Annotated in this window: 20 protein-coding genes; 11 read left to right on the top strand and 9 right to left on the bottom strand. The window is 64.3% G+C overall.

Features of this window, described 5'->3' with window-relative positions:
• Positions 1–6: 6 nt before the first annotated feature.
• Entirely contained in the window at positions 7–2196 is a 2190-nt protein-coding gene (locus GM909_RS18780; protein ID WP_157018683.1) for an anthranilate synthase, read from the bottom strand.
• Positions 2197–2410: 214 nt separating this feature from the next.
• Positions 2411–3382, bottom strand: a complete 972-nt coding sequence (locus GM909_RS18785; protein ID WP_157018685.1) for a GlxA family transcriptional regulator — start codon at positions 3380–3382, stop codon at positions 2411–2413.
• A gap of 136 nt (positions 3383–3518) precedes the next feature.
• Between GM909_RS18785 and GM909_RS18790 the strand changes: the two genes are divergently transcribed.
• The gene (locus tag GM909_RS18790) at positions 3519–4151 is read left to right on the top strand and encodes a cysteine hydrolase family protein (protein WP_157018686.1); all 633 of its coding nucleotides are present in this window, start codon (positions 3519–3521) and stop codon (positions 4149–4151) included.
• 288 nt (positions 4152–4439) lie between these two features.
• Here the strand turns inward: GM909_RS18790 and GM909_RS18795 are convergent, their stop codons facing one another.
• The 5 genes from GM909_RS18795 to GM909_RS18815 form a co-directional block, all read right to left on the bottom strand.
• Positions 4440–6119, bottom strand: a complete 1680-nt coding sequence (locus GM909_RS18795; protein WP_157018687.1) for a formate--tetrahydrofolate ligase — start codon at positions 6117–6119, stop codon at positions 4440–4442.
• 184 nt (positions 6120–6303) lie between these two features.
• Positions 6304–6711, bottom strand: coding sequence for a hypothetical protein (locus GM909_RS18800; protein WP_157018688.1), 408 nt, complete (start codon positions 6709–6711; stop codon positions 6304–6306).
• A gap of 152 nt (positions 6712–6863) precedes the next feature.
• Positions 6864–7079, bottom strand: coding sequence for a hypothetical protein (locus tag GM909_RS18805; protein WP_157018689.1), 216 nt, complete (start codon positions 7077–7079; stop codon positions 6864–6866).
• Between the two features lie 139 nt (positions 7080–7218).
• A complete protein-coding gene (locus GM909_RS18810) occupies positions 7219–8343 on the bottom strand; it encodes a DUF2333 family protein (protein ID WP_157018690.1) in 1125 nt (374 codons plus the stop codon).
• Positions 8344–8574: 231 nt separating this feature from the next.
• The gene (locus GM909_RS18815; RefSeq protein ID WP_157018691.1) at positions 8575–9186 is read right to left on the bottom strand and encodes a thymidine kinase; all 612 of its coding nucleotides are present in this window, start codon (positions 9184–9186) and stop codon (positions 8575–8577) included.
• A gap of 250 nt (positions 9187–9436) precedes the next feature.
• Between GM909_RS18815 and GM909_RS18820 the strand changes: the two genes are divergently transcribed.
• The 3 genes from GM909_RS18820 to choV all read left to right on the top strand — a co-directional run bounded on the left by GM909_RS18820 (position 9437) and on the right by choV (position 12493).
• Positions 9437–10381, top strand: coding sequence for a choline ABC transporter substrate-binding protein (locus GM909_RS18820; protein WP_157018692.1), 945 nt, complete (start codon positions 9437–9439; stop codon positions 10379–10381).
• A 79-nt stretch (positions 10382–10460) separates the two neighbouring features.
• Positions 10461–11315, top strand: coding sequence for a choline ABC transporter permease subunit (gene choW / locus GM909_RS18825; RefSeq protein ID WP_157018693.1), 855 nt, complete (start codon positions 10461–10463; stop codon positions 11313–11315).
• A complete protein-coding gene (gene choV / locus GM909_RS18830) occupies positions 11312–12493 on the top strand; it encodes a choline ABC transporter ATP-binding protein (RefSeq protein WP_157018694.1) in 1182 nt (393 codons plus the stop codon). Before choW ends, choV begins: the two co-directional genes overlap by 4 nt.
• A gap of 255 nt (positions 12494–12748) precedes the next feature.
• Here choV and GM909_RS18835 read toward each other — a convergent pair whose 3' ends face one another.
• Positions 12749–15844, bottom strand: coding sequence for an efflux RND transporter permease subunit (locus GM909_RS18835; protein ID WP_157018695.1), 3096 nt, complete (start codon positions 15842–15844; stop codon positions 12749–12751).
• A 12-nt stretch (positions 15845–15856) separates the two neighbouring features.
• Positions 15857–16927, bottom strand: coding sequence for an efflux RND transporter periplasmic adaptor subunit (locus tag GM909_RS18840; RefSeq protein ID WP_198174310.1), 1071 nt, complete (start codon positions 16925–16927; stop codon positions 15857–15859).
• 186 nt (positions 16928–17113) lie between these two features.
• Here GM909_RS18840 and GM909_RS18845 point away from each other — a divergent pair, with 186 nt between their 5' ends.
• The 7 genes from GM909_RS18845 to GM909_RS18875 all read left to right on the top strand — a co-directional run bounded on the left by GM909_RS18845 (position 17114) and on the right by GM909_RS18875 (position 23714).
• Positions 17114–17731, top strand: coding sequence for a TetR/AcrR family transcriptional regulator (locus tag GM909_RS18845; RefSeq protein ID WP_157018697.1), 618 nt, complete (start codon positions 17114–17116; stop codon positions 17729–17731).
• Between the two features lie 387 nt (positions 17732–18118).
• Positions 18119–19411 carry an NCS2 family permease gene (locus GM909_RS18850; RefSeq protein ID WP_198174311.1) on the top strand — a complete coding sequence of 431 codons (1293 nt, stop codon included), beginning with the start codon at positions 18119–18121 and terminating at the stop codon, positions 19409–19411.
• Between the two features lie 193 nt (positions 19412–19604).
• Positions 19605–20366 (top strand): 3-hydroxyacyl-CoA dehydrogenase, encoded by a 762-nt coding sequence (locus GM909_RS18855; RefSeq protein WP_157018699.1) that lies wholly within the window; start codon positions 19605–19607, stop codon positions 20364–20366.
• Between the two features lie 10 nt (positions 20367–20376).
• Positions 20377–21540, top strand: coding sequence for a CaiB/BaiF CoA transferase family protein (locus GM909_RS18860; protein ID WP_157018700.1), 1164 nt, complete (start codon positions 20377–20379; stop codon positions 21538–21540).
• 34 nt (positions 21541–21574) lie between these two features.
• On the top strand, positions 21575–22342 hold the full coding sequence (locus tag GM909_RS18865) for a HugZ family pyridoxamine 5'-phosphate oxidase (protein ID WP_157018701.1): 768 nt from the start codon (positions 21575–21577) through the stop codon (positions 22340–22342).
• A 155-nt stretch (positions 22343–22497) separates the two neighbouring features.
• Complete coding sequence (locus tag GM909_RS18870) at positions 22498–22794, top strand: ArsR/SmtB family transcription factor (RefSeq protein WP_157018702.1); 297 nt, start codon at positions 22498–22500, stop codon at positions 22792–22794.
• A 119-nt stretch (positions 22795–22913) separates the two neighbouring features.
• Positions 22914–23714, top strand: coding sequence for a TrmH family RNA methyltransferase (locus tag GM909_RS18875; protein WP_235911967.1), 801 nt, complete (start codon positions 22914–22916; stop codon positions 23712–23714).
• Positions 23715–23725: the final 11 nt, after the last annotated feature.

The raw sequence follows: 23725 nt of genomic DNA on the forward strand, positions 1-23725 counted from the left end.
CCCCTCTCACGCCGCCTTCTCCTTCGCGCGCCGCGACAGATGGGCCACCACGTTCTCGATCATGCGCATGCCGGCATTCTGGCCGAGCGTCATGATCGATTCGGGATGGAACTGCACGGCGGCCACCGGCTCCGTGCGGTGTTCGAATGCCATGACGATGCCGTCCTCCGTCTCCGCCGTGACCTCGAACGCATCCGGCAGGCGCACCGGGTCGGCGAAGATCGAATGATAGCGGCCGACCGTGACCTCTTTCGGCAAGCCCGAAAAGACGACGCCCGGCTTCGCCACGCGGATGCGCGACGGCTTGCCGTGCATGGGAATGTGCAACTGCCGCAATTCGCCGCCATAGGCTTCGGCCAGCGCCTGCAGGCCAAGGCACACGCCGAAGATCGGCAGTTCGCGTTTGCGCGCCCGGTGGATCGTCGCCGCGCAGTCGAAATCCTTCGGATTGCCCGGGCCCGGCGACAGGACGACGAGATCGGGCTCCAGGCGATCGAAGACCTCCTCGGGCACCGGCGTGCGCACCGTGGTGACGCTCGCTCCCGTCTGGCGGAAATAGTTGGCCAGGGTGTGAACGAAGCTGTCCTCGTGATCGACGAGCAGGATCGTCACCCCCTCCCCGACCCGCGCGGCGTCGCGCTGCGCCGACGCCTCGTTGGTGGAGCCGGCCTCGCGGATCGCCGAGAGCATCGCGGCGGCCTTGAGCTCCGTTTCAGCCTCCTCGTCGTCGGGCACGGAATCATAGAGCAGCGTCGCCCCCGCCCGCACCTCGGCAATGCCGTCCTCGATACGGATCGTGCGCAGCGTCAGCCCGGTGTTCATGTCGCCGTTGAAATGGATCATGCCGATGGCGCCGCCATACCAGCGCCGCGGGCTCCTCTCATTGTTCTCGATGAAGCGCATGGCCCACAGTTTCGGCGCGCCGGTGACGGTCACCGCCCAGGCATGGGAGAGGAAGGCGTCGAAGGCGTCCATATCCTCACGCAGCCGGCCCTCGATATGATCGACCGTATGGATGAGGCGCGAATACATCTCGATCTGCCGGCGCCCGATGACGCGCACCGAACCCGGCTCGCAGACCCGCGACTTGTCGTTGCGGTCGACGTCGGAACACATGGTGAGCTCGGATTCGTCCTTCTTGGAGTTCAACAGCTTCAGGATCTGCTGTGAATCGGAGATCGCGTCCTCGCCGCGCTTGATGGTGCCGGAAATCGGGCAGGTCTCGACGCGCCGCCCCGACACGCGCACGAACATCTCCGGCGAGGCGCCGACCAGATATTCGCCGCCGCCGAGATTGATGAAGAAGGAATAGGGCGAGGGATTGATCGTCTTCAGCCGCCGCGCGATCTCGGAAGGCGGCGTCTCGCAGCGCTCGTAGAACATCTGCCCCGGCACCACCTCGAAGAGATCGCCGCGCCGGAAACTCTGCATCGCCTTGCGCACCAGCTCCGCATATTCGCCCGGCTCGTGGTCACCGCGCGGCGGAATCCGCTCCGACGGCGTGAAGGGTTCGGCCACGCCGTCGCGCTCGAGACCCGCCGTCGTCCAGCCCTCGCCCGAAAAGTCGTAGCGGTCGAACCAGGCCTTGGCGGCGTGGTGGTCGACGACTAGGATCTCGTCGGGGAGGTAGAGCACGAGGTCGCGCTGGCCGGCGTCGCGCTCAAGCTTCAGGTCGACCGGATCGAACTGGAAGGCGAGATCGTAACCAAAGGCCCCATAGAGCCCGAGATTGGAATCATGATCGGTCTTGAAGAGCGACACGATGGAGCGCAGCACCGTGAAGGCGGACGGTGCGCGCGAGCGCTCCTCCTCGGAAACGACGCGGCCCGGCGCGGCGACGGCGAGCGCGACCCGCGTCGCAGACGTTTCCTCGATGGTGACGTCGTCGAGCCTGCCGACCGCCGTGGCGATCGCCGGCAACATTTTCTCGCCGCGCGCATTCAGCGCCTCGATCGTCATATTGCGCCCAGAGGCCGAGATGACCACGGGCGGTTTCATGGTGGCGGTATCCCAGCGCGTGTAGCGGCCCGGATATTCGTAATTGGAAGAAAAGACCGCCCCGCGGTGCGAATTGAGCCCGTCAATATAGGCCTCGATCGCGCCCTCATAAGGGGTTTCGACGCGCTCGCGGGTAATCGTCACCCCCCCGGCCGTCACGAAGCGTTCACTTCCATTGTCCAGCACTTCCACCGTCATCGCCTTCTCCAATTTCCAGCGGACGCGCCGGGCCAAACACAAAGGCCGCCCGGAACATCCGAAGCGGCCATCATCCTGTTTCTCGCGCACGTGCGAAGTCAGGCCGCTCCTAGCAGCCCCACCACCAAGCCTGTGCGTTCGACATGTTGCGCATAGCATTCTCCATAGCGGCGAACGGATCGTCCGGCAAGGGGCAACAATGCGCTGTCGCAGATCAGGCCGCGGCAGGGCGATGCTTCGAGAAGGCCAGCCGGTATTGGGCCGGAGAGGTCTTCAGGCGGGCGGCGAAATGCTGGCGCAGCGAGGCCGAGGTGCCGAAGCCGGCCTTGAAAGCGATCTCCTCGATGGAGCTGGCGCTGGCTTCCAACAGCCTTTGGGCCAGGATCACCCGCTGGTCGGTGAGCCAGTTGCCGAAGCTCGTCCCGAACGCCTTCTGGAAGCGGCGCGTGAAGGTGCGGCGCGTCATGCCTGCCTCAACGGCGACCGAATCGAGACTGTGCGCCTGCCCGAGCGTCACGCGCACCTTTTCCACCGCACGGTTGAGCCCGTCGGCCACCGGCGCGTTCAACACCGGCGGCTCGATGAACTGGGCCTGGCCGCCCTGGCGGTGCGGAGCCAGCACCAGTTGCCGCGACAGGCGCAACGCGGCCTCGGCGCCGTAGCGCGAGCGCACGATGTGCAGGCAGCAATCGAGCCCGGCGGCCACCCCGGCCGAGGTCATCACGTCGCCATTGTCGACATAGAGCACGTCCGGCCGCAGCCCGACCTTCGGATAAAGGGCGGAAAAACGTTCGGCATAGGCCCAATGCGTCGTTGCCTCGCGCCCGTCGAGCAGGCCGGCCGCCGCGATCGGGAAGGCGCCGAGGCACAGGCCGACGATCAATGCGCCACGTCGGTGCGCATCGGCAAGCGCCGTCATCAAAGCCGCGGGCGGCGGCCGGTCGAGATCGCGCCAGCTCGGCACGATGACGATGTCGGCCCCGGCGACGGCGTCGAGCCCCTGCGGTGCGACCAGCTGGAGCCCCGTCCCGGTGCGCAACGGGCCCTCATCGAGCGCGCAGACGTGGAAGTCGAAGCGCGGCAAACCGAGCCCACGATGATCTTCGCCGAAGACCAGGCAGGGGACCGACAGGTGAAACGGACTGATACCGTCGAAGGCGATGACGGCAATGACGGGGTTCGACATGCAGCGCACTCTCATTGCAGCGCCGGAATGTCCCAATTCTTTCGAATATTGTCAATCGGGCCAGTATCCGCGCCGTCATAGGCCCGATACGATGCCAATCGCAATCCGCGACAAGCATGAATGAAGGAGCAAGACCATGTCCCAGCCCAAGCGCGCGCTCATCGTCATCGACGTCCAGAACGACTATGACGGCGGCAATCTGCCGATGGAGCATCCACCGTTCAGCCAGAGCATCAAGAATGTGACGCATGCCATGGACGCTGCACGCGAATCCGGCGTCAAAATTGTGGTCGTCCGGCACGTGGCACCAGAAGCGGCACCCGTCTTCGCCAAGGGCAGCCGGGGCGGCGAATTGCACGACGATATCAAGGCCAGGCCGCGGGACCATTACGTGGAAAAGGCCATGCCGAGCGCCTTTGCCGGCACCGATCTGGAGGAGTGGCTGAGAAGCAACGACATCGACACCGTCACCATCGCCGGCTACATGACGCATCATTGCGATCTGTCGACCACCATCCAGGCGGTCCATATGGGTTTTGCGGTCGAGTTCCTGTCCGACGCGACAGGGACGCTGCCTTACGCCAACAAGGCCGGCGCCGCCTCGGCGGAGGAGATCCACCGCGTCGTGACGGTGATCGCGCAAGGCGGCTTCGCAGCGGTGCTGACGACCGGCGAATGGATCGAGTGCCTGAAATCCGGGGCGCTGCCCGAGCGCGACAATCCCTATGCCTCGAACCAGCGGGCGCTGAGGCAGAGCGCGGCGGCGTAGAGCATGTCCCGCTCAAACGGTGACGTTTGAGCGAAAGGCACATGCTCCAACATATTGATCTGGCGCGCATATCTTTGCTTCAAACGTTCCGTTTGAAGAGAATGCGCGCTAGATCGGCTCACCGTTTCACGGAATCGGTTCGCCGATCTAACCTTTTGATTCGACGCAATTCCGGACGGAGAACCGGTTTCCACTTCTCCTGGAATTGCTTTAAAGCCGGCGGTTCCGGCAGGAAGGCGTTGGCAATCGCTTCATCCTGCCGGTTTCACCTCACGCGGCTCGCCTGCCTCAGGACAGGCCTTCGATCTGGCCGGCCTCGTTGAGGACTATGCGCTCGGCCGAGGGCGACCTGGGCAGGCCGGGCATGGTCATGATCTCACCGCAGATGGCAACGATGAAGCCCGCGCCGGCAGACAGCCTCACCTCGCGCACCGGCACCACATGGTCGACCGGTGCGCCGCGCAGGCTCGGATCGGTGGAGAAGGAATACTGCGTCTTGGCGATGCAGACCGGCAGATCGCCATAGCCCTGGTTTTCCCACTGGTGGAGCAGGTCGCGCACCGGCTTGTCGGCAATCGCCTCCGAGCCGCGATAGATGCGCTTGACGATCGTGTCGATCTTGTCGAACAGCTTCATTTCGTCGGGATAGAGCGGCGAGAACTGCGCCCCGCCGCCTTCGGCGATCTCGACCACCTTGTGCGCCAGCTCCTCGGCGCCCGTCGAGCCTTCGGCCCAATGCCGGCACACGACCGCTTCCTCGCCGAAGGAGGCAACGTAATCCTTTATCGCCTCGATCTCGGCCGGCGTGTCGGTGACGAAATGATTGATCGCCACCACCGCAGGCACGCCGAACTGTTTCACGTTCTCGATATGCCGGCCGAGATTGGCGCAGCCCGCCTTCACCGCCTCGACATTCTCGGTGCCGAGCTTGTCCTTCTGCACGCCGCCATGCATCTTCATGGCCCGCACCGTGGCCACGATCACCGCCACGGCCGGCTTGAGCCCCGCCTTGCGGCACTTGATGTCGAAGAATTTCTCCGCCCCCAGATCGGCCCCGAAACCGGCCTCGGTGACCACGTAATCGGCAAGCTTGAGCGCCGTGCGCGTGGCCATGACCGAGTTGCAGCCATGCGCGATATTGGCGAACGGCCCGCCATGCACGAAGGCCGGATTGTTCTCCAGCGTCTGGACGAGATTGGGCTGCAAGGCATCCTTCAAGAGCACCGCCATGGCCCCGTCGGCCTTCAGATCGCGGGCATAAACCGGCGACTTGTCGCGGCGATAGGCGACAATGATGGCGCCCAGCCGCCGCTCCAGGTCCTCCAGATCACGGGCGAGACAGAGGATCGCCATCACCTCCGAGGCGACGGTGATGTCGAACCCGCCCTCGCGTGGAAAACCGTTGGTCACGCCGCCGAGCGAACAGACGATCTGGCGCAGTGCGCGGTCGTTCATGTCCATGACCCGGCGCCAGGCAACGCGGCGCGTGTCGATTTCGAGCGCATTGCCCCAGTAGATGTGGTTGTCGATCATCGCCGACAGGAGATTGTGCGCGGACGTAATGGCGTGGAAATCGCCGGTGAAATGCAGGTTCATGTCCTCCATCGGGATGACCTGCGCATAGCCGCCGCCCGCCGCGCCGCCCTTGACGCCGAAGCATGGCCCCAGCGAGGCCTCGCGGATGCACACCGCGGCCTTGCGTCCGATGCGGTTGAGTCCGTCGCCGAGGCCGACGGTGGTCGTCGTCTTGCCCTCCCCCGCCGGCGTCGGGCTGATCGCCGTGACCAGGATCAGCTTGCCGTCCTTCCGGCTGTCGAGAGAGCGGATGAACTCGGCCGAGACCTTCGCCTTGTCGTGCCCGTAGGGCAGCAGATGCTCGCTGGGAATTCCGAGCGTCGCGCCGACCTCCTGGATCGGCTTTTTTGCCGCGGCACGCGCGATCTCGATGTCGGATTTCGTCTCGGCCATGCGTTTCCTTCCCCTTAGCTCAATTTTCGATGCGCATGCCTTGGCACGGCCTCCCAAACGTCGGCATGAAAACGCGACAGGCCGTAATGCGTCGTCCCATATCAGCCGCCCAATGCAGCGATTGCGACAGGGCCGCCATGGATGACCGGATACCGGAACCGACGCGACGGCGGGAACCGCCCGCTCAATCCACGCTGCCGCGCAATTCGAGTTCGGCGCATTTGCCGATCGTCAGATGCGGCGCATTGGCGTTGCTGTCCCCGCCACTGGTATATCCGATACCATAATTTTCCTGAAAGCGAAGGGTCTTCGACGAAAAGGTGAAGCCGTTGCCAAGTCCGCCGCATGTAAGCAGCATCGAGGCGTCCCGACGTGCCAGGCTCGGGCAATAGTGGCTTGGCTCATGGTCGCCCATCCGCGTCACCGCATATTCCCGGGCGCGATCGGCGGAAGGCTGCACGACGAACACCTTGTCCTGCACCTCGAGCGCGCCGGTGTGCCAGCGGCCGTCGCGCCACTCAAAGCCGGTGGATAGCTGGCCGACGCACAGATAGGTCTCGGCCGCAGCGCCGCCAGAAAGGCAAAGCAGCATTACACACGCGATCGAAGCGCTTCTTATCATTACCCATCAGCCGACTCGGGGCCCGCCGCCGCAGGAGCGATAGTGCGGCATGTCTCCTAACCGCGGCTTAACGGGACAACGTCCGCCGGCCTGCGTCTATCCCGCACGCTCGCCGAAGCCGGCTATTCCGTTTCGTCCTGCCTGGTTTCGTCCTGCCTGACCGAGGTCGCGGCCAGCACCATGATCGCATAGGCCGCCTGGCGGGGCTCCCATCCGGCATCCTCGGCCATCTTCAGAAGCCTGGTGACCGACGGCTCGAGCGCGAACTGGCAATGCGCCTGGTAGTCCGCATCCGTCGGTTCCTGTTCCGGCGGGTTGATCTTGGCTGCTTTTTTCATTCTTACTCGAAGTCCTACCGTTGCCCCCGAGCCCCATCCCGGAAACTATATCGAAATGCGCTAAGAAAGAAGTCCTACACGTGGGCCGCGCATCCCGCCATGGGCGGGTGCGGGCTCCTCCAGCCGGGACGGGGCGACGTTAACGATCGAGAACCGATCGCAGCTCGACCAGATTGGACCGGGCGCGCAGCACATAAAAGCCCATCGTCGCAAGGTGGGTCGGCATGATCCAGCCGGATTCGTTGCCATTGGAGACGATGAAGGGGCGGATGTCGAGCGCAGCGCGGAACTGCTGCTCGGTCGTCTGCCATAACGGCCCGACCGAACGCTGCTTGATGACGTCCTCGAAATCGGCGCTGGCCGCATGGAGGATGCCGTAATAGCCGTAGAGCTGGCCGTAGGAGAACCAGAACCGGTCGTCGGCGCGCGTGTCGAACCAGCCGAGATTGTAGTTCTCCGAGCGCTCGCGCAGGATTGCCGATGTCGAGCCGATATCGCTCGAGATGCGGTCGATGAAGGCGATGAGGTTGTCGGCCCGGGCGTCGAATACGGCGTCGCAACGCTCCAGGCGGTCATTGAACGACCTCAGGTCGCGGATCGCCGCACGATAGAAAGACGGCGTCGGCGTCTTCGGTCCGAACGGATTGATGCCGAAATACCAGGTGGACTCGTCGAATTGCAGATTGCCGCGCGCGTCCTGCAGATTGCTGTCGATCTGCGAGGTCCCGCGCACACGACCGAGCGTGTCGACCAATTCGATCGAGGTCCGCCGGATCGCCTGGTTCACGCCGCGCTGGAACGACGCCTTGTTGTCGAAGAAGGGCGTATCGTCCCAGTCGAGGCCGAAGAAACCGACCTTGTAGAGGATCATCGACGAGATCCATGCATTCTGATTGACGTTCACGTCGACAAGGTCGGCTGTCACGTCGGCAATGGCCGAACGCCCGCAGGTCCTGGCCGTGTCCGCCCCATCGGCGGTCGACACCTGTTCGCCGGCGGAGACGTTGCGGTTCTCCAGCCCATACGCCGCGACATAATCGGGATCGAAGCCGGCCCAATGCTGTGTCTGGTAGGCGAAATAGCCGTAAAGCCCGAGGAAACCGACGACGGCAGCGCCGGCCACCGTCTTCACGATCCAGCCCTTGCGCCAATACCAGCGGCCGAGCCACATGAACGGCCACAGCAGAACGCCGATCGCAAATCCGACGCCCCGGCCAAGCCAGTAGAAGACACGCGTCATGAAGGCGACGATCGGTTCGAGCATGGGTTCCTCTCCAAACTGACAATTCCCACAGGCGTCCCCGAAACGCCGCCCAATGCATCAGATATGCGGTCTTGAGCGTCGCAACAAGCTGACGCCCGCAAACCTCAAAGAACGAACGCAAGGCATGGAGACTATAGGCAGCGAAGGTCGGGATTGAAAGCGAGACGGAAACCGGCCGGCGGGAGCAAAGTCACGTATTGCTTGCGCGTCGCGAGATGCACGCGATGCGGCTCATTTACGGGCAAAACCGACCATGTCTTCGGGCGGAATGCGGCCCATCTCCTCCTCCCAATGCCGGCGGCACAGCGAGACATAGACATCCTTGCCGATCGCCACCTGCTCGCCTTCCTTCGCCACCTTTCCGTCCGGCCCGAGGCGCACCACCATCGTCGCCTTGCGCCCGCAGCGGCAGATCGTCCTGACCTCGCGCAGTTCGTCGGCGATCGCCAGCAGAGCCCGCGAACCGGAAAACAGCTTTCCCTGGAAGTCGGTCCTCAGGCCGTAGCACATGACTGGAATGTCGAGCCTGTCGGCGATGCGGGCGAGCTGCCAGACCTGTTCGTCTTCGAGAAACTGCGCTTCGTCGACGAACACGCAATGCACACCGGTGTGCGCGTGGTGCTCGGCCACTTGCGCGTGGAGGTCGTCGCCGTCGCGAAACATCGCCGCCTCGCTTTCAAGCCCGATGCGCGAGGAGATGTAGCCCTGGTCGTGCCGGCGGTAGTGTCCGGCGACGAACAGCATGGTCGTCATGCCCCGCTCGCGGTAATTGTAGGACGCCTGAAGCAACAAGGTGGATTTGCCGGCGTTCATCGTTGCGTAGTGGAAATAGAGCTTGGCCATTGTTGCACGTGCGATTGGTCGGACCGGGTCATTAACCGCATCCGGGCCCGCCTGGGGAGAGCGAATGGCGCGGCATCCACCAAAATCCGTCGAAACGGTTCCTAGCGCCGCCGCTTGGCGCGATGCCGGCCCTTCCTCGGCCAAGGTGCTTGAATCGAATGACAAATGGTGTTTGGTTCAAGGCACCTTACGCTGGACGCGTCGGAACGATTGCCGTCTGGCCTCAACAACAAGAATCGGGAGACGATCAATGAACCGTTTGCAGACCGCCGTGCTGGCGCTTGGTGTAGCCTCCACGCTCGGCGGCAATGCCGTTGCCGCCGATCCGGACAGTTGCCGGGAAGTCAGGTTCTCCGACGTCGGCTGGACCGACATCACCGCCACCACGGCCACCGCTTCGGTCATTCTGGAGGCGCTCGGCTACGAACCTTCGGTGGAGATCCTGTCGGTGCCGGTCACCTACACCTCGCTCAAGAACGGCGACATCGACGTCTTTCTCGGCAACTGGATGCCGACCATGGAAGCCGACATCGCGCCCTATCGCGAGGGCGGCTCGGTGGAGACGGTGGTGACCAATCTCGAAGGCGCCAAATACACCCTCGCCGTGCCGCAATACACCTATGACGCCGGTCTGAAATCCTTTGCCGACATCGCCAAGTTCAGCGACCAGCTCGACGGCAAGATCTACGGCATCGAGGCCGGCAATGACGGCAACCGGCTGATCCTCGACATGATCGCCAACGACCAGTTCGGCCTCGGCGGTTTCGAGCTCGTCGAAAGCTCCGAGGCCGGCATGCTGTCGGCTGTCACCAGGGCCGGCAGGAACCAGGAGGATGTCGTCTTTCTCGGCTGGGAGCCGCATCCGATGAACGCCAATATCGATATGGCCTATCTGGAGGGCGGCGATGAGGTGTTCGGTCCCAATTACGGCGGCGCCACCGTCCTGACCAATGTGCGCAAGGGCTATACCGGGGAATGCCCGAATGTCGGGGCGTTTCTGAACAACCTCGTTTTCTCGCTGGAGATGGAAAACGAGATCATGGGCGCCATCCTCGACGAGGGCAAGGACCCGCAGGACGCGGCGAGGGAATGGCTGAAGGCCAATCCCGAAGCAGTGGAGCCGTGGCTCGCGGGCGTGACCACCTTCGACGGAAGCGACGCGATGGCGGCGGTCAAGTCGGCCATCGGCGGCTAATCGAGCCGTCCGGATGAGATCGCGCGGCGGCCGGCTGACCATTGCCGGCCGCCGTTTGCATTGAGGGGAATTGACAATCATGGACCCTGTATCGACCTGGATCGCCGACACGAAGATACCGATCGGCCGCTGGGGAAGGCAGTTCTTCGACTTCCTGACCGACAATTTCGCATGGTTCTTCGATTCGATCGCCAACAGCCTGGCCACCGTCCTCGACGGGCTGGTCGATGCCCTGCTGTTCATTCCGCCGGTGGTGCTGGCGGCGGCCGTAGCGGCGCTGGCCTGGTGGCTGCAGAAGTCCTGGAAGCTCGCCCTGGCGACCCTCCTCGGCCTTGTCTTCATCATCAACCAGGATCTGTGGGACGAGACGGTCGAGACGCTCGTCCTGGTCGTGGCCGCGGCGGCATGCTCGATGGCCATCGGCGTGCCGATCGGCATATGGGCCGCCCACAACGCCCGGATCTATCGGGTGCTGCAGCCGATCCTCGACCTGATGCAGACCATGCCGACCTTCGTCTATCTGATCCCGGTGCTGATCCTCTTCGGGCTCGGCATCGCGCCCGGCCTGATCGTCACGGTGATCTTCGCCTCGCCGGCACCGATCCGGCTGACCTATCTCGGCATCACCTCGGTTCCCGCTCCGATGCTGGAGGCGGGCGAGGCCTTCGGCGCCACCAAGCGGCAATTGCTGTGGAAGGTCGAGCTTCCCGCCGCCCTGCCCTCCATCATGGCGGGGCTGACCCAATGCATCATGCTGTCCTTGTCGATGGTCGTCATCGCCGCGCTGATCGGCGCCAACGGCCTGGGCAAGCCGGTGGTGCGCGCGCTCAACACGGTCAACATCCCGCTCGGGCTCGAAGCGGGGCTGGCGATCGTCGTGCTGGCCATCGTGCTTGACCGCATGAGCCGGGTTTCCAGGGGAGACGCCAAATGAAGCCGGCGGTCGAATTCAAGCATGTCGACATCATCTTCGGCGAGGAGCCGGCAAATGCGCTGTCGCTGCTCGACAAGGGCGCCAGCCGCGACGAGATCCTGGAAAAGACCGGCAATGTGCTCGGCTGCGCCGACTGCTCGATGACCGTCGCTGAGGGCGAGATCTCGGTTCTGATGGGTCTTTCGGGCTCTGGCAAGTCGACATTGCTGCGCGCCGTCAACAGGCTCAACACGGTCACGCGCGGCGAGGTCATCGTCCATGACGGCGACTGGTCGGCCGATGTGGTCTCGTGCAGCGAGCAGGAATTGCGCAAGATCCGCCGCGAATGCGTCGCCATGGTCTTCCAGCAGTTCGCGCTGCTGCCCTGGCGCACGGTGGCGGAAAATGTCGGCTTCGGCCTCGAACTGGCCGGTGTGCCCGAGAAGGAGCGCGAGGAGTGCGTCGCCAGGCAGCTCGAGCTCGTCCATCTCGAACAATGGGCCGACAAATACGCGCACGAGCTGTCCGGCGGCATGCAGCAGCGTGTCGGGCTCGCCCGCGCATTCGCCACGGAAGCCCCGATCCTCTTGATGGACGAGCCGTTCTCGGCCCTCGACCCGCTGATCCGCACCAAGCTGCAGGACGAACTGCTGCAGCTTCAGGCCGACCTGAAGAAGACCATCCTGTTCGTCAGCCACGACCTGGAAGAGGCGCTGAAGATCGGCAACCGGATCACCATCATGGAGGGCGGCTACATCGTCCAGTCGGGCACGCCGGAAGAGATCGTGCTCGAGCCGGCCAACGACTATGTGCGCGACTTCATCTCCAACGTGAATCCGCTTTCGGTGCTCACGGCCTGGAACATCATGCGCGACCGGCGCGACCTCGACCAGGGCGAGGACGGCTGGGTCTGGCTCGACCGGCGCAAGACGACGCGCTTCCGGCTCGACGACAAGCACATGGTGATCGGCGCCGAGCGCAACGGCAAGCCCGCCAGCTGGGACTCGTGTGACGGCATCGGCGATACCGCCCCCGAAGAGCCGACCGTCTTCTGGGCCCAGGCCGGAACGCCGCTGAAGACGGTGATGCTCGCCATGCACCGCTCGCAGACCGCGCCCGTCGCCGTCTTCGACGACCAGTCGCGCTTTCTCGGCGCGATCGGGGTCAGGGACGTGCTGGGCTCGGTGCTGCGGCGTTGACGCATCGGTGTGTCCTTTGCGCATCCGAAAGGACACACCGCGCAACGAGCATCCTCTGTAGAGAACCGGTTGCCCAACCGGTGAGGCCGCGTTTCCAAGCCGCTCCGTCGTGGATGCCAACTAACAATCTCAATCCTCAATCGCGGTCGTGGCAATCGATCCGCGCAGCGCCGCCGACAACCGATAGGTGGTCCGGTTCAATCGCAGGGTCGTCCGACAACCGATCTAAGGTGCTGCATCAGATGCAGTAGATGCTCACAATGACGGGTCGACGGTAGCAGAAACGGGAACACGTGAAGGCCCGGGGTCGAAGAACAGCGAATAGAACACCGGCGTCACGCCAAGCGTCATGACGGTGCCGATGCCGAGTCCGAAAGCGATGACGCTTGCCATGCCATAGAACAGCGGGTCCCTGGTCAGGATCAGCGGCAGCAGGCCGAGGATCGTCGTCACCGTCGTCATCAGGATGGGCCGGAGACGCCGTGCCGAGGCGGTGACGATCGCTTCCATATCGCTCGACTTGGCCTCTAGTCGTTCGACGTCGATGCGGTCGATCAGCACGATGGCGTTATTGATGATGATGCCGGCGAGCGACAGGATGCCGAGAATCACCATAAAGCCGAAGTCCGCCCGCATGACATGCAGGCCGATTGCCGCGCCCACGATCAGGAGCGGAATGGACGCGACGATGATCAGTGGCCGGCGGAAGGAATTGAACTGGGCGATCAGCAGAAGGAACATCGCGCCGATGCACAGCGGCACATTGGCGCCGAGCGCGGCCTTGCCTTCACTCGAGTGGGTGACGATCCCGTCATATTCGATCACATGGCCAGGCGGCAGCGTCGCACGCAGTTCCTCCAGCGCCGGTTCGATCCGGGGAACGAGATCTTCCGGCGAAAAGGCGAGTGGCCGACCCTCGATAGTCACCGTGCGGGTAAGGTCCTCGCGCTGGATGACGGCGAAGTCGCTGGCAAGCTTGATGTCGGCCACCTGAATGAGAGGCACCGTGCCCGATCCCGAGGAACGCTGGATGCCGATCGTCTCCATGCGTTCAACGTCGCGGCGCTCGACGTCGACGGCGCGTGCGACGATGGGGAAGATATCGTCGCCTTCGCGGTATTCGGAGATGCGCTGGCCGGAGAAATAGGCCGACAGCGTGTCGGCGATGTCGGAGGAGGTGACGCCGTTGCGGCGGGCGCGGGCCTGGTCGATGTCGACCACGAGCTTGGGGATGCGGTTTTCCCAGTCCTGAAAGACGTCGATGGTGCCGGGAATGGCGCGAAGGGCGGCCTCGACCACCCGCGCCTCGGCGTAGATGACCTCTGCGTCCGGCCCTTTCAGCTGGATATGGAAGACGCCAGGATCCGAGGGACCGAGGAACATGTCGGTCACGCGCACCTGGATCGCCGGGAACTCGGCACGGAACATCGCACGCAGATCGCCGAGCGCCTGGGACATATTCTTGATGGTGTCGAGATTGGCGACGATGAAGGCCTTGTTGGGCGCCGGGTCGAGCGGCGCCAGCGAGAGCACGAAGCGCGGCCCGCCATAGCCCGCATAGGCGGCGAAATCGTCGAGATAGGGAAAGCGCTCCTTGTCCGCGAGGATGGGGAACAGGCGCTGAAGCGTGGCGTCGGTGGTGTTGAGAGAGACGTCGGCGGGCAGGTCGAGGGTGATGAGCACTTGCGCACGATCGCTTGCCGGGAAGAAGCGCTGCGGCACCTTGCTCATCGCCCAGCCGCCGGCCGCAAGCGCCATGAACATGAGGATCAGGAAGGGGATACGCAGGCGCAGAGTGCACCGCAGGAGGCCTGCATAGCCTCGCTCGAATACGGCGAAGACGCTGCCCGTCGACCCGGCATCCGCCACCCGCTCAGGGGCCTTCATGAAGCGATGGCACAGGACGGGCGTGACGGTCATCGCCAGCACCCAGGAGGTCGTGAGCGAGATCAGGATGACGAGGGAGATGGAGCGCGTGTATTCGCCCGCCTCGTGTTCAGCCAGCATGAGCGGCAGGAAGACGAGGATCGTCGTCAGCGTTGAGGAAAGCAGCGGCAGCGCCAGCTCGCGCCCGGTGCGCTCAAGCGCCTCGTCGCGCGACGCACCTTCCTCCATGCGGCGCTTGAAGTCCTCGGCGATCACGATGCCGTTGTCGACCAGAAGCCCGAGCGCGATCACCAGCGTGGCGAGGCTCATGCGCTCCAGCGGAATGCCGGCAAATCCCATGATCGCCAGTGTGACGAGCATGACGGCCGGCACAATGGAGCCGACGATCAGGCCGATACGCACGCCGAGGAACAGGACGACAACAGCCAGCACGATACCGAGTGTCTGCAAAACATTGCTGGTTACGCCGTAGACGGCGTTGCCCACCTGGTCGGCCTGAAAGGTGACGATATCGAGCTTGTACCCGACCGGCAGCGTGGCCTCGATCTCCTGCAGCTTCTCGCGCAGCTTAGGGCCGTATTCCAGCACGCGATGGCCGTCGAGCATGGAGACGGCGAAGATGATGGCGGGCGCGCCGTTGTAGTAGGCCGTGCGCTGCGGCGGATCGACCGTGCCGCGCGTGACGGACGCCAGATCGCGCAGCGGTACGGCACCCCTGCTGTCGGGCAGCGCAATCAGCGTCTCGCGCACCTGCTCGAGTGAATCGAAATTGCCGGTGGGCGCGACGATGAAGGTGCGCGCGCCCGCGTCGATCTCACCGCCCGGCCGGATGGTGTTCTGCGCCCTCACGGCGGCGATCACCTGATCGGTCGAAAGGCCGAGCTCGGCCAGCCGGGTGTTCGAGGCCCCGATAAAGATGCGTTCGTCCTGGACGCCGTGCAGTTCGACCTTTTTCGTGCCCTCCACACCATATAGCTGGTCGCGCACGTGCTTGGCGATGTCGTGCATCTCGCCCATCGAGAAGCCGTCGGCGGTGAGCGCCGCGGTGACGACCGCCACATCGCCGAAGTCGTCGTTGATGATCGGCGTCTGCGTTCCCTCGGGCAGGCGGCTGCTCGCCTCCTCCACCTTTTCACGCAGATCGTCCCAGATCTGGTCGAGTTCGAAATAGCGCTGCTGTACGACGGCATGGATGATGGAGACGCCGGCGCGGGTGCTCGAGCGGATCTCCTTGATCTCCGGGATCTGGCGGATCGCTTCTTCGAGCGTCTTGGTAATCAGAAGCTCCGTGCGTTCGGGCGACAGGCCAGGATAACGCGTGGTGATGACGGCTTCACGGATGGTGATCTTAGGGTCTTCCTGCGCCGGCAGGGTAAAATAGTTGCGCACGCCGAGCACCATCAGGAGAACGACGAACGTGAAGACGACGGGCTGGTAGCGCCGTGCGAGAGTGGAGATGGTCATGTCTGCACCGGTTCAGGGATTGAAGAGGGCGATGCCCACACCCAGCCGCGTGACCGCCTGCCCGTCGCGCAGGAAGGCGACGCCCTGGGCCGCAATGATGTCGCCGGTCACAAGCCCCTTCGAGATGATGGCGCTTGAGCCAGTCAGTTTCGCAATCGTGATCGGCACGCGCGTCACCGTGCTCGTTTCCTCGTCGAAGCGAAAGGCCACGGCTTTTGCATCGTCCTCGAGCAGGAAGGCCGTCAGCGGAATGCTGAGCAAGGGCTGATCTGCCCCTGTGTCGTCATTGGCAAGATGCAGGGTAACCTCGGCGGTCATCCCGCTGCGCCACGCCACTTCCTCCGCGTCGATGCGGAGCGTCACTGGATAGGCGTTCCCCTCGGTGGACTGAGGGGCGATCTCAGTGACCGTGCCCTTGAAGGGCCGGGCGGTCACCGCCGGCAGCGAAATCTCGTGCCCGCTTGCACCAAGGCTCAGACGGCCGACAATCGTCTCGGGCGCCGCTACGACCACTTCCATGCCGCCGGCACGCCCCTCGATCCGCAGGGCGGTCTGACCGGCGGAAACTTGCTGCGAGGGCTCGACCAGGCGCTCGGCGACGACACCCTCATAGGGCGCGTAAAGCGTTGCGTCCCTGAAGTCTTGTTTCGCCCGCTCGACCGCCGCGGCAAGGGCTGCCACCCGGCTTCCGGCCGCGTCATGCGCGGCACGCGCCGAGCCCAGCGCGGCATCCGCGATCCATTGCTTCTCATGGAGTTGCCGCTTGCGCGCCAGATCGCGCTCAGCCTCCGCACGCTTCGCTTGCGCCTCCTGCAACTCGCCCTCGCGCTGTTCCAGCATCAGAGCCAGCTTCTGCGTGTCGATGGTCGCCAGCGCCTCGCCGGCGGCAAAGCGCTCCCCAGGCTCCACGAACACGTCTTCCACGACCCCGGAAACCTCGAAGCTCAACGCCGTACGCTGTGCGGCCCGCGCCACGCCGGTCAGCCGTCGAGTCGTCTTGCCGGAGGCCGCCTCCACGACCGTCCAGGCGATCGGCCTCGACCGCTCCTTGGACGTCTCGCTCTCCGCGCTGCACCCTGCCATGGCAATCGTGGCCGCAACAATCACTGCCGCATGTGCCTTCGCGAATGCGGTACGATGTCTTTCCTGCCTGCGCGTATCTGCGTGCATGTCGAAGCCGCTCACATTTGGTATTAGTCAGTACCATTGCCAGAAATGGTACCCATCGATACCATTGTCAAGAGGAAAGATTCTGGGTGAGGAGAAACGATGGAGAATAGAGCGAGCCGCGGCGCCCTGCGCGAAACCGCCATTCTGACAGCGGCGACCGAGCTGTTTCTCATACATGGCTATGAGGGCACGTCACTCGACATGGTGATCGACAAGGCCGGCGGTTCCCGCCGCACCATCTACGAGCGCTTTGGCAATAAGGAAGGTTTGTTCAGCGCGACTGTCGAAGCCATGCTCGACCGTCTGCTCGACCAGGTTTCGTCACTGGACTGGAAGCGAGGAACCCCGGAGCAAGCGCTGCAGATGGCGGGAACGGCGTTTGTAACCGCGCTGACGGCGCCCGAAGCGATTGCCTTGTTCCGCATCGTCATCGCCGAGACAACCCGCTTTCCGGCACTAGGAGCCGCGATGTTTGAGAAGGGTCCGGAACGCAGCTACCGCATGGTTGCCGACTATCTTCGCATGCAGGCCGATGCGGGACATCTGCGGATCGAGGATGCAAACCTCGCCGCGCGTCAACTCGTGGAAATGTTCAAGGGGGATATTTATCTTCGCGCGATGCTTGTTCCCGGCTGGCAGCCAGGCAAGCGGGAAATCGAGTGCCACGTGCAATCGGCCGTCGAAGTGTTCCTGCGCGGGGTCGACGGGAAGGCCTAACGAACTGACGAAACTTGCCGGCTATGACAGTTGAGGTCAGCATGACGAAGGTCTGTGAGGGCTCGAACTTTCCTGTCAACGCAATCAGTTCCGCGAAGCGCGCCAACCGGTCCGCAGACATGCGACAAGGGCGGGAGGTTCTGCTTTCGGACTTTTTTGAAACTGCTGCGGAATTTTCCCGCCTTTTTCCCGCAGCCGGCTGTCATAAGCTTGCCGCACGAACGAAGACGATACCCAAACGGGACGGATTCGTTCGGCACTGAGCAAATTGTCTTTCGCCGACGTCCGGAGCCTGCCGGACGGGAGGGATGTCTGCGGCGAAGGACCAGTTGCGGCGGCTTTGCGCCGCGCAGGCAATGATCGGCCGAAAACGGCATGGGAGGAAACGTGCTGGAGAAATTTTTCGAACTGAAGCAGCACGGCACCTCCGTGCGCACGGAAGTGGTCGCCGGCGCGACCACCTTCCTGACCATGGCCTATATCATCTTCGTCAATCCGGAGATCCTGTCGTCGACCGGCATGGATCGCGACGCCGTCTTTGTCGCGACCTGTCTCGCCGCCGCGCTCGGCACGCTGATCATGGCGCTCTTCGCGCGTTGGCCGATCGGCATGGCGCCCGGCATGGGGCTCAACGCCTTCTTCGCCTTCACCGTCGTCGGCGCGATGGGCTTTACCTGGCAGCAGGCGCTCGGCGCGGTCTTCATCTCCGGCGTCATCTTCCTGATCCTGACGGTCACCGGCGTGCGCCGCTGGCTGATCTCGGGGATTCCCGCCTCGATGCGCAGCGCGATCGCCGCCGGCATCGGCTTCTTCCTGGCCATCATCGCGCTGAAGAGCTCCGGTATCGTCGTCGCCAGCCCGGCGACATTCGTCACGCTGGGCGACGTCACCCAGACCGGCCCGCTGCTCGCGATCCTGGGCTTCTTCGTCATTGCCGCACTCGATGCGCTCAAGGTGCGCGGCGCCATTCTCATCGGCATTCTCGTCGTCACCGGCCTGTCGATGGCGCTCGGCATCAGCGAGTTCCGCGGCGTCATGTCGGCCCCGCCGAGCATCATGCCGACTTTCCTGCAGCTCGATATCTGGGGCGCGCTGCATGGCGGGCTGCTGCATGTCATCCTGGTCTTCGTGCTGGTCGAGGTCTTCGACGCCACGGGTACGCTGATCGGTGTGGCCAAGCGCGCCGGCCTCATGCAGGAGGGAAAGAAGAACCGGCTGGGCCGCGCCCTGATGGCCGACAGTACGGCGATCGTCGCCGGCTCGCTGCTCGGCACCAGCAGCACCACGGCCTATGTCGAGAGCGCCTCCGGCGTCCAGGCGGGCGGCCGCACCGGCCTGACCGCGCTGGTCGTCGCCGCGCTGTTCCTCGCCGCGCTTCTGTTTTCCCCGCTCGCCGGGTCCGTCCCGGCCTACGCCACCGCGCCGGCGCTGCTTTACGTCGCCGCGCTGATGATGCGCGAACTGGTGGAAATCGACTGGGACGACGTGACCGAATCCGTTCCCGCCGCCCTCACCGCACTGATAATGCCGTTCACCTATTCGATCGCCAACGGACTCGCCGTCGGCTTCATCAGCTATGCGGTGCTGAAAACGCTCACGGGGCGTCCGCGCGACGTCCATCCGGCGACCTGGATCGTCGCCATCCTGTTCGTGATCCGTTTCGCCTTCCTGGCCGAATAGCGCGCGTTCGCTTCAACGGAACCGTTTGACGCAGGATATGCGCGCCAGATCAATATGCTCCAGACCGGCGCTCCGGCGGCCATTGTGCAAAGGCCGGCCGGAGCCCTTTTCGGCGCTTGCCTATCCCACGCTCCACCCGCTACGATGATGCAAGATTGTTTTGCTTCATAACATTATTCGGGAGGATCCCCACATGAACCCATCCGGACAGGTCGCGATCGTCACCGGCGGCGGCTCGGGTCTCGGCGAGGCGACGGCGCGCGCCCTGGCGGCCAAGGGCGCCAAGGTGGCCATTTTCGATGTCGGCATGGACAAGGCTGAAAAGGTCGCCGCCGATATCGGCGGCATCGCCGTCAAATGCGACGTGTCGAGCGCGGACAATGCCGAGGCGGCGATTGCCGAGGTCGCCGACAAGCTCGGCGAGCCGCGCATCCTGGTCAACTGTGCCGGCATCGCCATCGCCATGAAGACGACCGGCAAGGACGGCGCGCATCCGCTCGACCTCTACAAGAAGGTCATCGAGGTCAACCTCGTCGGCACCTTCAACATGATCCGCCTGTTCGCCGTGCGCTGCGAGACCTCGGAGCCGCTCGAGGGCGGCGAGCGCGGCGTGATCATCAACACGGCCTCGGTCGCCGCATTCGACGGCCAGGTCGGCCAGGTCGCCTATTCCTCCTCCAAGGGCGGCATTGTCGGCATGACGCTGCCGGTGGCGCGCGACCTGTCGCGCGGCGGCATCCGCGTGTGCACCATCGCGCCGGGCATTTTCAAGACGCCGATGATGGCGGGCCTGCCGGAGGAGGCGCAAGCCTCGCTGGGCCAACAGGTCCCCTTCCCGCCGCGTCTCGGCGAACCGTCCGAATATGCAGCGCTGGCCTGCCATATCGTGGAAAACCAGATGCTCAACGGCGAGACGATCCGTCTCGACGGCGCCATCCGGATGGCGCCGCGCTAGGCGTCCGGCCATGGCGGAGGAAAAGCGCACAGGCCCGCTCGCCGGGCTCAGGATCATCGAGATGGCCGGGCTCGGCCCGGTGCCGCTCGCCGGGCTGATGCTGGGGGAAATGGGAGCCACGGTGCTGCGGGTCGAACGCCTTTCCTCGACCCGCGCCTTCCTCGACATCCCACCCGAATTCGACATCGACCGCCAAGGGCGCCACACCGTCAGGCTCGACCTGAAGCGCGAGGAAGGAACCGATTTCCTGCTTCGGCTTTGCGAAAATGCGGATGTGCTTCTCGAAGGGTTCCGTCCCGGCGTCATGGAACGGTTCGGTCTCGGTCCCGACGCCGTGCAGGCGCGCAATCCCAGCCTCGTCTACGGCCGCATGACCGGGTTCGGCCAGGAAGGACCGCTGGCCCACCGCGCCGGCCACGACCTCACCTATCTCGCCTATTCGGGCGTGCTGCACGCGATCGGTCCGAAGGACGGCAAACCGGTGCCGCCGCTCAACCTGGCGGCCGACTATGGCGGCGGCACCATGTTCCTGATCGCCGGCGTGCTCGCCGCGCTCCTGGAACGTGGCCGCTCGGGCAAGGGCCAGGTGGTCGACGCGGCGATGATCGACGGAGCGGCCATGCTCGCCGCACCCTTCTTCGCCTTTCTGGGCGCCGGGATCTGGCGCGACAGCCGCAGCTCCAACCTGCTCGATTCAGGATGCCCGTTCTACGATACCTATGAAACGGCCGATGGCAGGCACGTCGCCGTCGCCTGTCTGGAGCCGCAATTCTTCGCCGAATTCGCACGTCTGCTGCCGCTTGCAGACGAATTCGCCGCGGCCCAATACGACCGCAAGGCATGGCCGGCCATGCGCACCGCGATTGCCGCCAGGATCGCGGAGAAACCGCGCGACGACTGGGCGGCGCTGTTCGCCGACACCGATGCCTGCGTCGCGCCGGTCCTGTCGCTCGCCGAGGCGCCGGATCATCCGCACAATCAGGCGCGGCAGACATTTGCCTCGTCAGGCGCGATGACACGCCCGGCACCCGCGCCGCGCTTTTCGCGCAGCCCTTCGCAGATGGCGGCGCCGGCCGTTGCCAGCCCGCAAGCGACGAGCGCCGCGCTGGCGTTCTTCGGCATCGAGGATGAGGAAGTCAAAGCCCTTGCCAGCGCAGGCATCATCCGACATTAAGCCGTCGATACAAGTTTCAAGATGGGATGCAGCGATGAGCGCCGAGAAGAAGGACCTGCTGCGCGAAACGGATGACGCGGCGATCCGGCAGGCGAAAACGTTGGTGCGCGCAGCGCGTTATGCGGCGCTGGCGGTGCTGGAGCCGACGACCGGTGTCCCGTTCGCCAGCCGCGTTGCGACGGCAACCGACATCGACGGCACGCCGCTCATCCTGGTCTCGGCGCTTTCGGCCCATACGGGCGGCCTGGAAGCAGATCCCCGCTGTTCGCTGCTCATCGGCGAACCCGGACGCGGCGACCCGCTTGCCCATCCGCGCATGACGCTCATCTGCGAGGCCGCGAAGCTCGAGCGCGCCACGCCCGATCACGAGCGCGCCCGCCGGCGCTTCCTCAACCGCCAGCCCAAGGCGAAGCTCTACGTCGATTTTCCCGACTTCGCGCTGTTTCGCCTGGAGCCGCAGCGGGCGAGCCTTAATGGCGGTTTCGGCAAGGCCTATGCGCTCGGGCGCGGCGATCTTCTGAGCCTCAGCCCGGCCAACGAGGCGCTGGCTGCCGCCGAGCAATCGGCGATCGACCACATGAACGCCGATCACAGCGATGCCGTGCGCCTCTATGCAGCGCATTTCGCCGGCGCGCCGGAGTCCAACTGGACCCTGACCGGGATCGATGCCGAGGGCATCGACATTGCCGCGGGAGATGATATACGCCGCATCTTCTTCGACGAAACGCTTGCCGAGGCTGGCGCGATGCGCCCTGCCCTCGTCAACATGGCGCGCGCCGCGCGCGAGGCTCTGGGCAAATAAGTTCTTACCCGGCATAAAATAATCGACGTGGTCCTTTCACAGAAGTTCAAACTGGACTAATATAGTGATACAGGAAGGTGTTGGCACTGTGAGCCGATAACCGCCATGCACCTTCGCTGCGGGGGACGTATCAACCCGCTGATGGAGGCGGTACCGTGCAAGCACGTTTGGCGAAAAAGGCCGACAATGCCGCATTGTTCCTGACGGCATTTGCCAACAGCAAGCGCATCCAGATCATCTGCGAGATCCTGAACGAGGAACTGCCTGTCGGAACGATTGCCGACCGCGTCGGGCTGAGCCAGTCGGCCTTGTCGCAGCATCTGGCCCGGCTGCGGGGCCTCGGGTTGGTTCAGACGCGAAGGGACAAGCAGACGATCTACTATTCTTGCAAGTCGAAGGATGTGCGCCTGCTGTTCGACACGCTCGATCAGATATTCGTCGCCGGCAAATAGATGTTGGGGTAGACAGGTGAATGCACCACCGTCACCGTGTGACGGGAAGGCGCCGATGGGCTTTGCCCTGGCGACGGCAGGATCCGTTCACAAAGCGATCTACAGAGGAAATCATCCACGTGCGGCCGCTCATCACGATCACGGATCCGGGCGATCCGCGGCTGGCCGCCTATCGCGACATCCGCGAGCGCGATCTCGTCGGCCGGCAGGGACGCTTCATCGCCGAGGGCAAGGTGGTCCTCAACGTCCTGTTTCGGCAAAACCGCTTCGCCACCGAATCGATCCTGCTTCTGGAAAACCGCGTTGCCGGGGCGATGGAACTCATCGAGCCCGCGCCTGACGACGTTCCCGTCTACAGCGTATCGGCCGAAGTGATGGACAGTCTCGCCGGCTTCCATGTCCATCGCGGCGTTCTGGCCGTCGGGCTGCGGCACACCGACGAAGACCCGGCCGCGCTGTTGGATACTCTCGGCGAAAATCCCCTGGTCGTGGTGCCGGTCGGCATCACCAACCACGACAATGTCGGCGCCATCTTCCGCAATGCCGCCGCCTTCGAGGCCGACGCGGTGCTGCTCGACGAAACCTGCTGCGATCCGCTCTACCGCAAGGCAATACGTGTTTCGGTCGGCGCGGCGCTGAAAGTGCCCTTTGCACGCCAAGGAACGGCTGACGACCTTGTCGACATGCTCGACGGCCGCGGCTTTGCGCAATATGCACTGACGCCCCGCGGCGAGCACGACATTGCGACCATCACGCGCCGCGGCCCGACCGCCCTCTATCTGGGCAGCGAGGGGCCCGGCCTGCCGCCGTCGCTGATGACACGACTGAAGACGGTGCGCATCGGCATGTCGGAAAGCTTCGACAGCCTCAACGTCGCCTCGGCCTCGGCCATCGCCCTGCACCGGCTATGGCCCGGCTGAGCAATATAACT

Origin of the sequence: Mesorhizobium xinjiangense, from assembly GCF_009749525.1 — a bacterium.
In the GTDB taxonomy this organism is placed as follows: Bacteria; Pseudomonadota; Alphaproteobacteria; order Rhizobiales; family Rhizobiaceae; genus Mangrovimarina; species Mangrovimarina xinjiangensis.

Coding starts and splice junctions, on each gene's coding strand:
- GM909_RS18815 (WP_157018691.1), bottom strand. CDS start 9,186: ATGGCCAAGCTCTATTTCCACTACGCAACGATGAACGCCGGCAAATCC.
- GM909_RS18835 (WP_157018695.1), bottom strand. CDS start 15,844: ATGACCATCTCCACTCTCGCACGGCGCTACCAGCCCGTCGTCTTCACG.
- GM909_RS18800 (WP_157018688.1), bottom strand. CDS start 6,711: ATGCTGCTTTGCCTTTCTGGCGGCGCTGCGGCCGAGACCTATCTGTGC.
- GM909_RS18805 (WP_157018689.1), bottom strand. CDS start 7,079: ATGAAAAAAGCAGCCAAGATCAACCCGCCGGAACAGGAACCGACGGAT.
- choV (WP_157018694.1), top strand. CDS start 11,312: ATGAAGCCGGCGGTCGAATTCAAGCATGTCGACATCATCTTCGGCGAG.
- choW (WP_157018693.1), top strand. CDS start 10,461: ATGGACCCTGTATCGACCTGGATCGCCGACACGAAGATACCGATCGGC.
- GM909_RS18780 (WP_157018683.1), bottom strand. CDS start 2,196: ATGACGGTGGAAGTGCTGGACAATGGAAGTGAACGCTTCGTGACGGCC.
- GM909_RS18855 (WP_157018699.1), top strand. CDS start 19,605: ATGAACCCATCCGGACAGGTCGCGATCGTCACCGGCGGCGGCTCGGGT.
- GM909_RS18845 (WP_157018697.1), top strand. CDS start 17,114: ATGGAGAATAGAGCGAGCCGCGGCGCCCTGCGCGAAACCGCCATTCTG.
- GM909_RS18820 (WP_157018692.1), top strand. CDS start 9,437: ATGAACCGTTTGCAGACCGCCGTGCTGGCGCTTGGTGTAGCCTCCACG.
- GM909_RS18860 (WP_157018700.1), top strand. CDS start 20,377: ATGGCGGAGGAAAAGCGCACAGGCCCGCTCGCCGGGCTCAGGATCATC.
- GM909_RS18790 (WP_157018686.1), top strand. CDS start 3,519: ATGTCCCAGCCCAAGCGCGCGCTCATCGTCATCGACGTCCAGAACGAC.
- GM909_RS18795 (WP_157018687.1), bottom strand. CDS start 6,119: ATGGCCGAGACGAAATCCGACATCGAGATCGCGCGTGCCGCGGCAAAA.
- GM909_RS18785 (WP_157018685.1), bottom strand. CDS start 3,382: ATGTCGAACCCCGTCATTGCCGTCATCGCCTTCGACGGTATCAGTCCG.
- GM909_RS18810 (WP_157018690.1), bottom strand. CDS start 8,343: ATGCTCGAACCGATCGTCGCCTTCATGACGCGTGTCTTCTACTGGCTT.
- GM909_RS18840 (WP_198174310.1), bottom strand. CDS start 16,927: ATGGCAGGGTGCAGCGCGGAGAGCGAGACGTCCAAGGAGCGGTCGAGG.
- GM909_RS18865 (WP_157018701.1), top strand. CDS start 21,575: ATGAGCGCCGAGAAGAAGGACCTGCTGCGCGAAACGGATGACGCGGCG.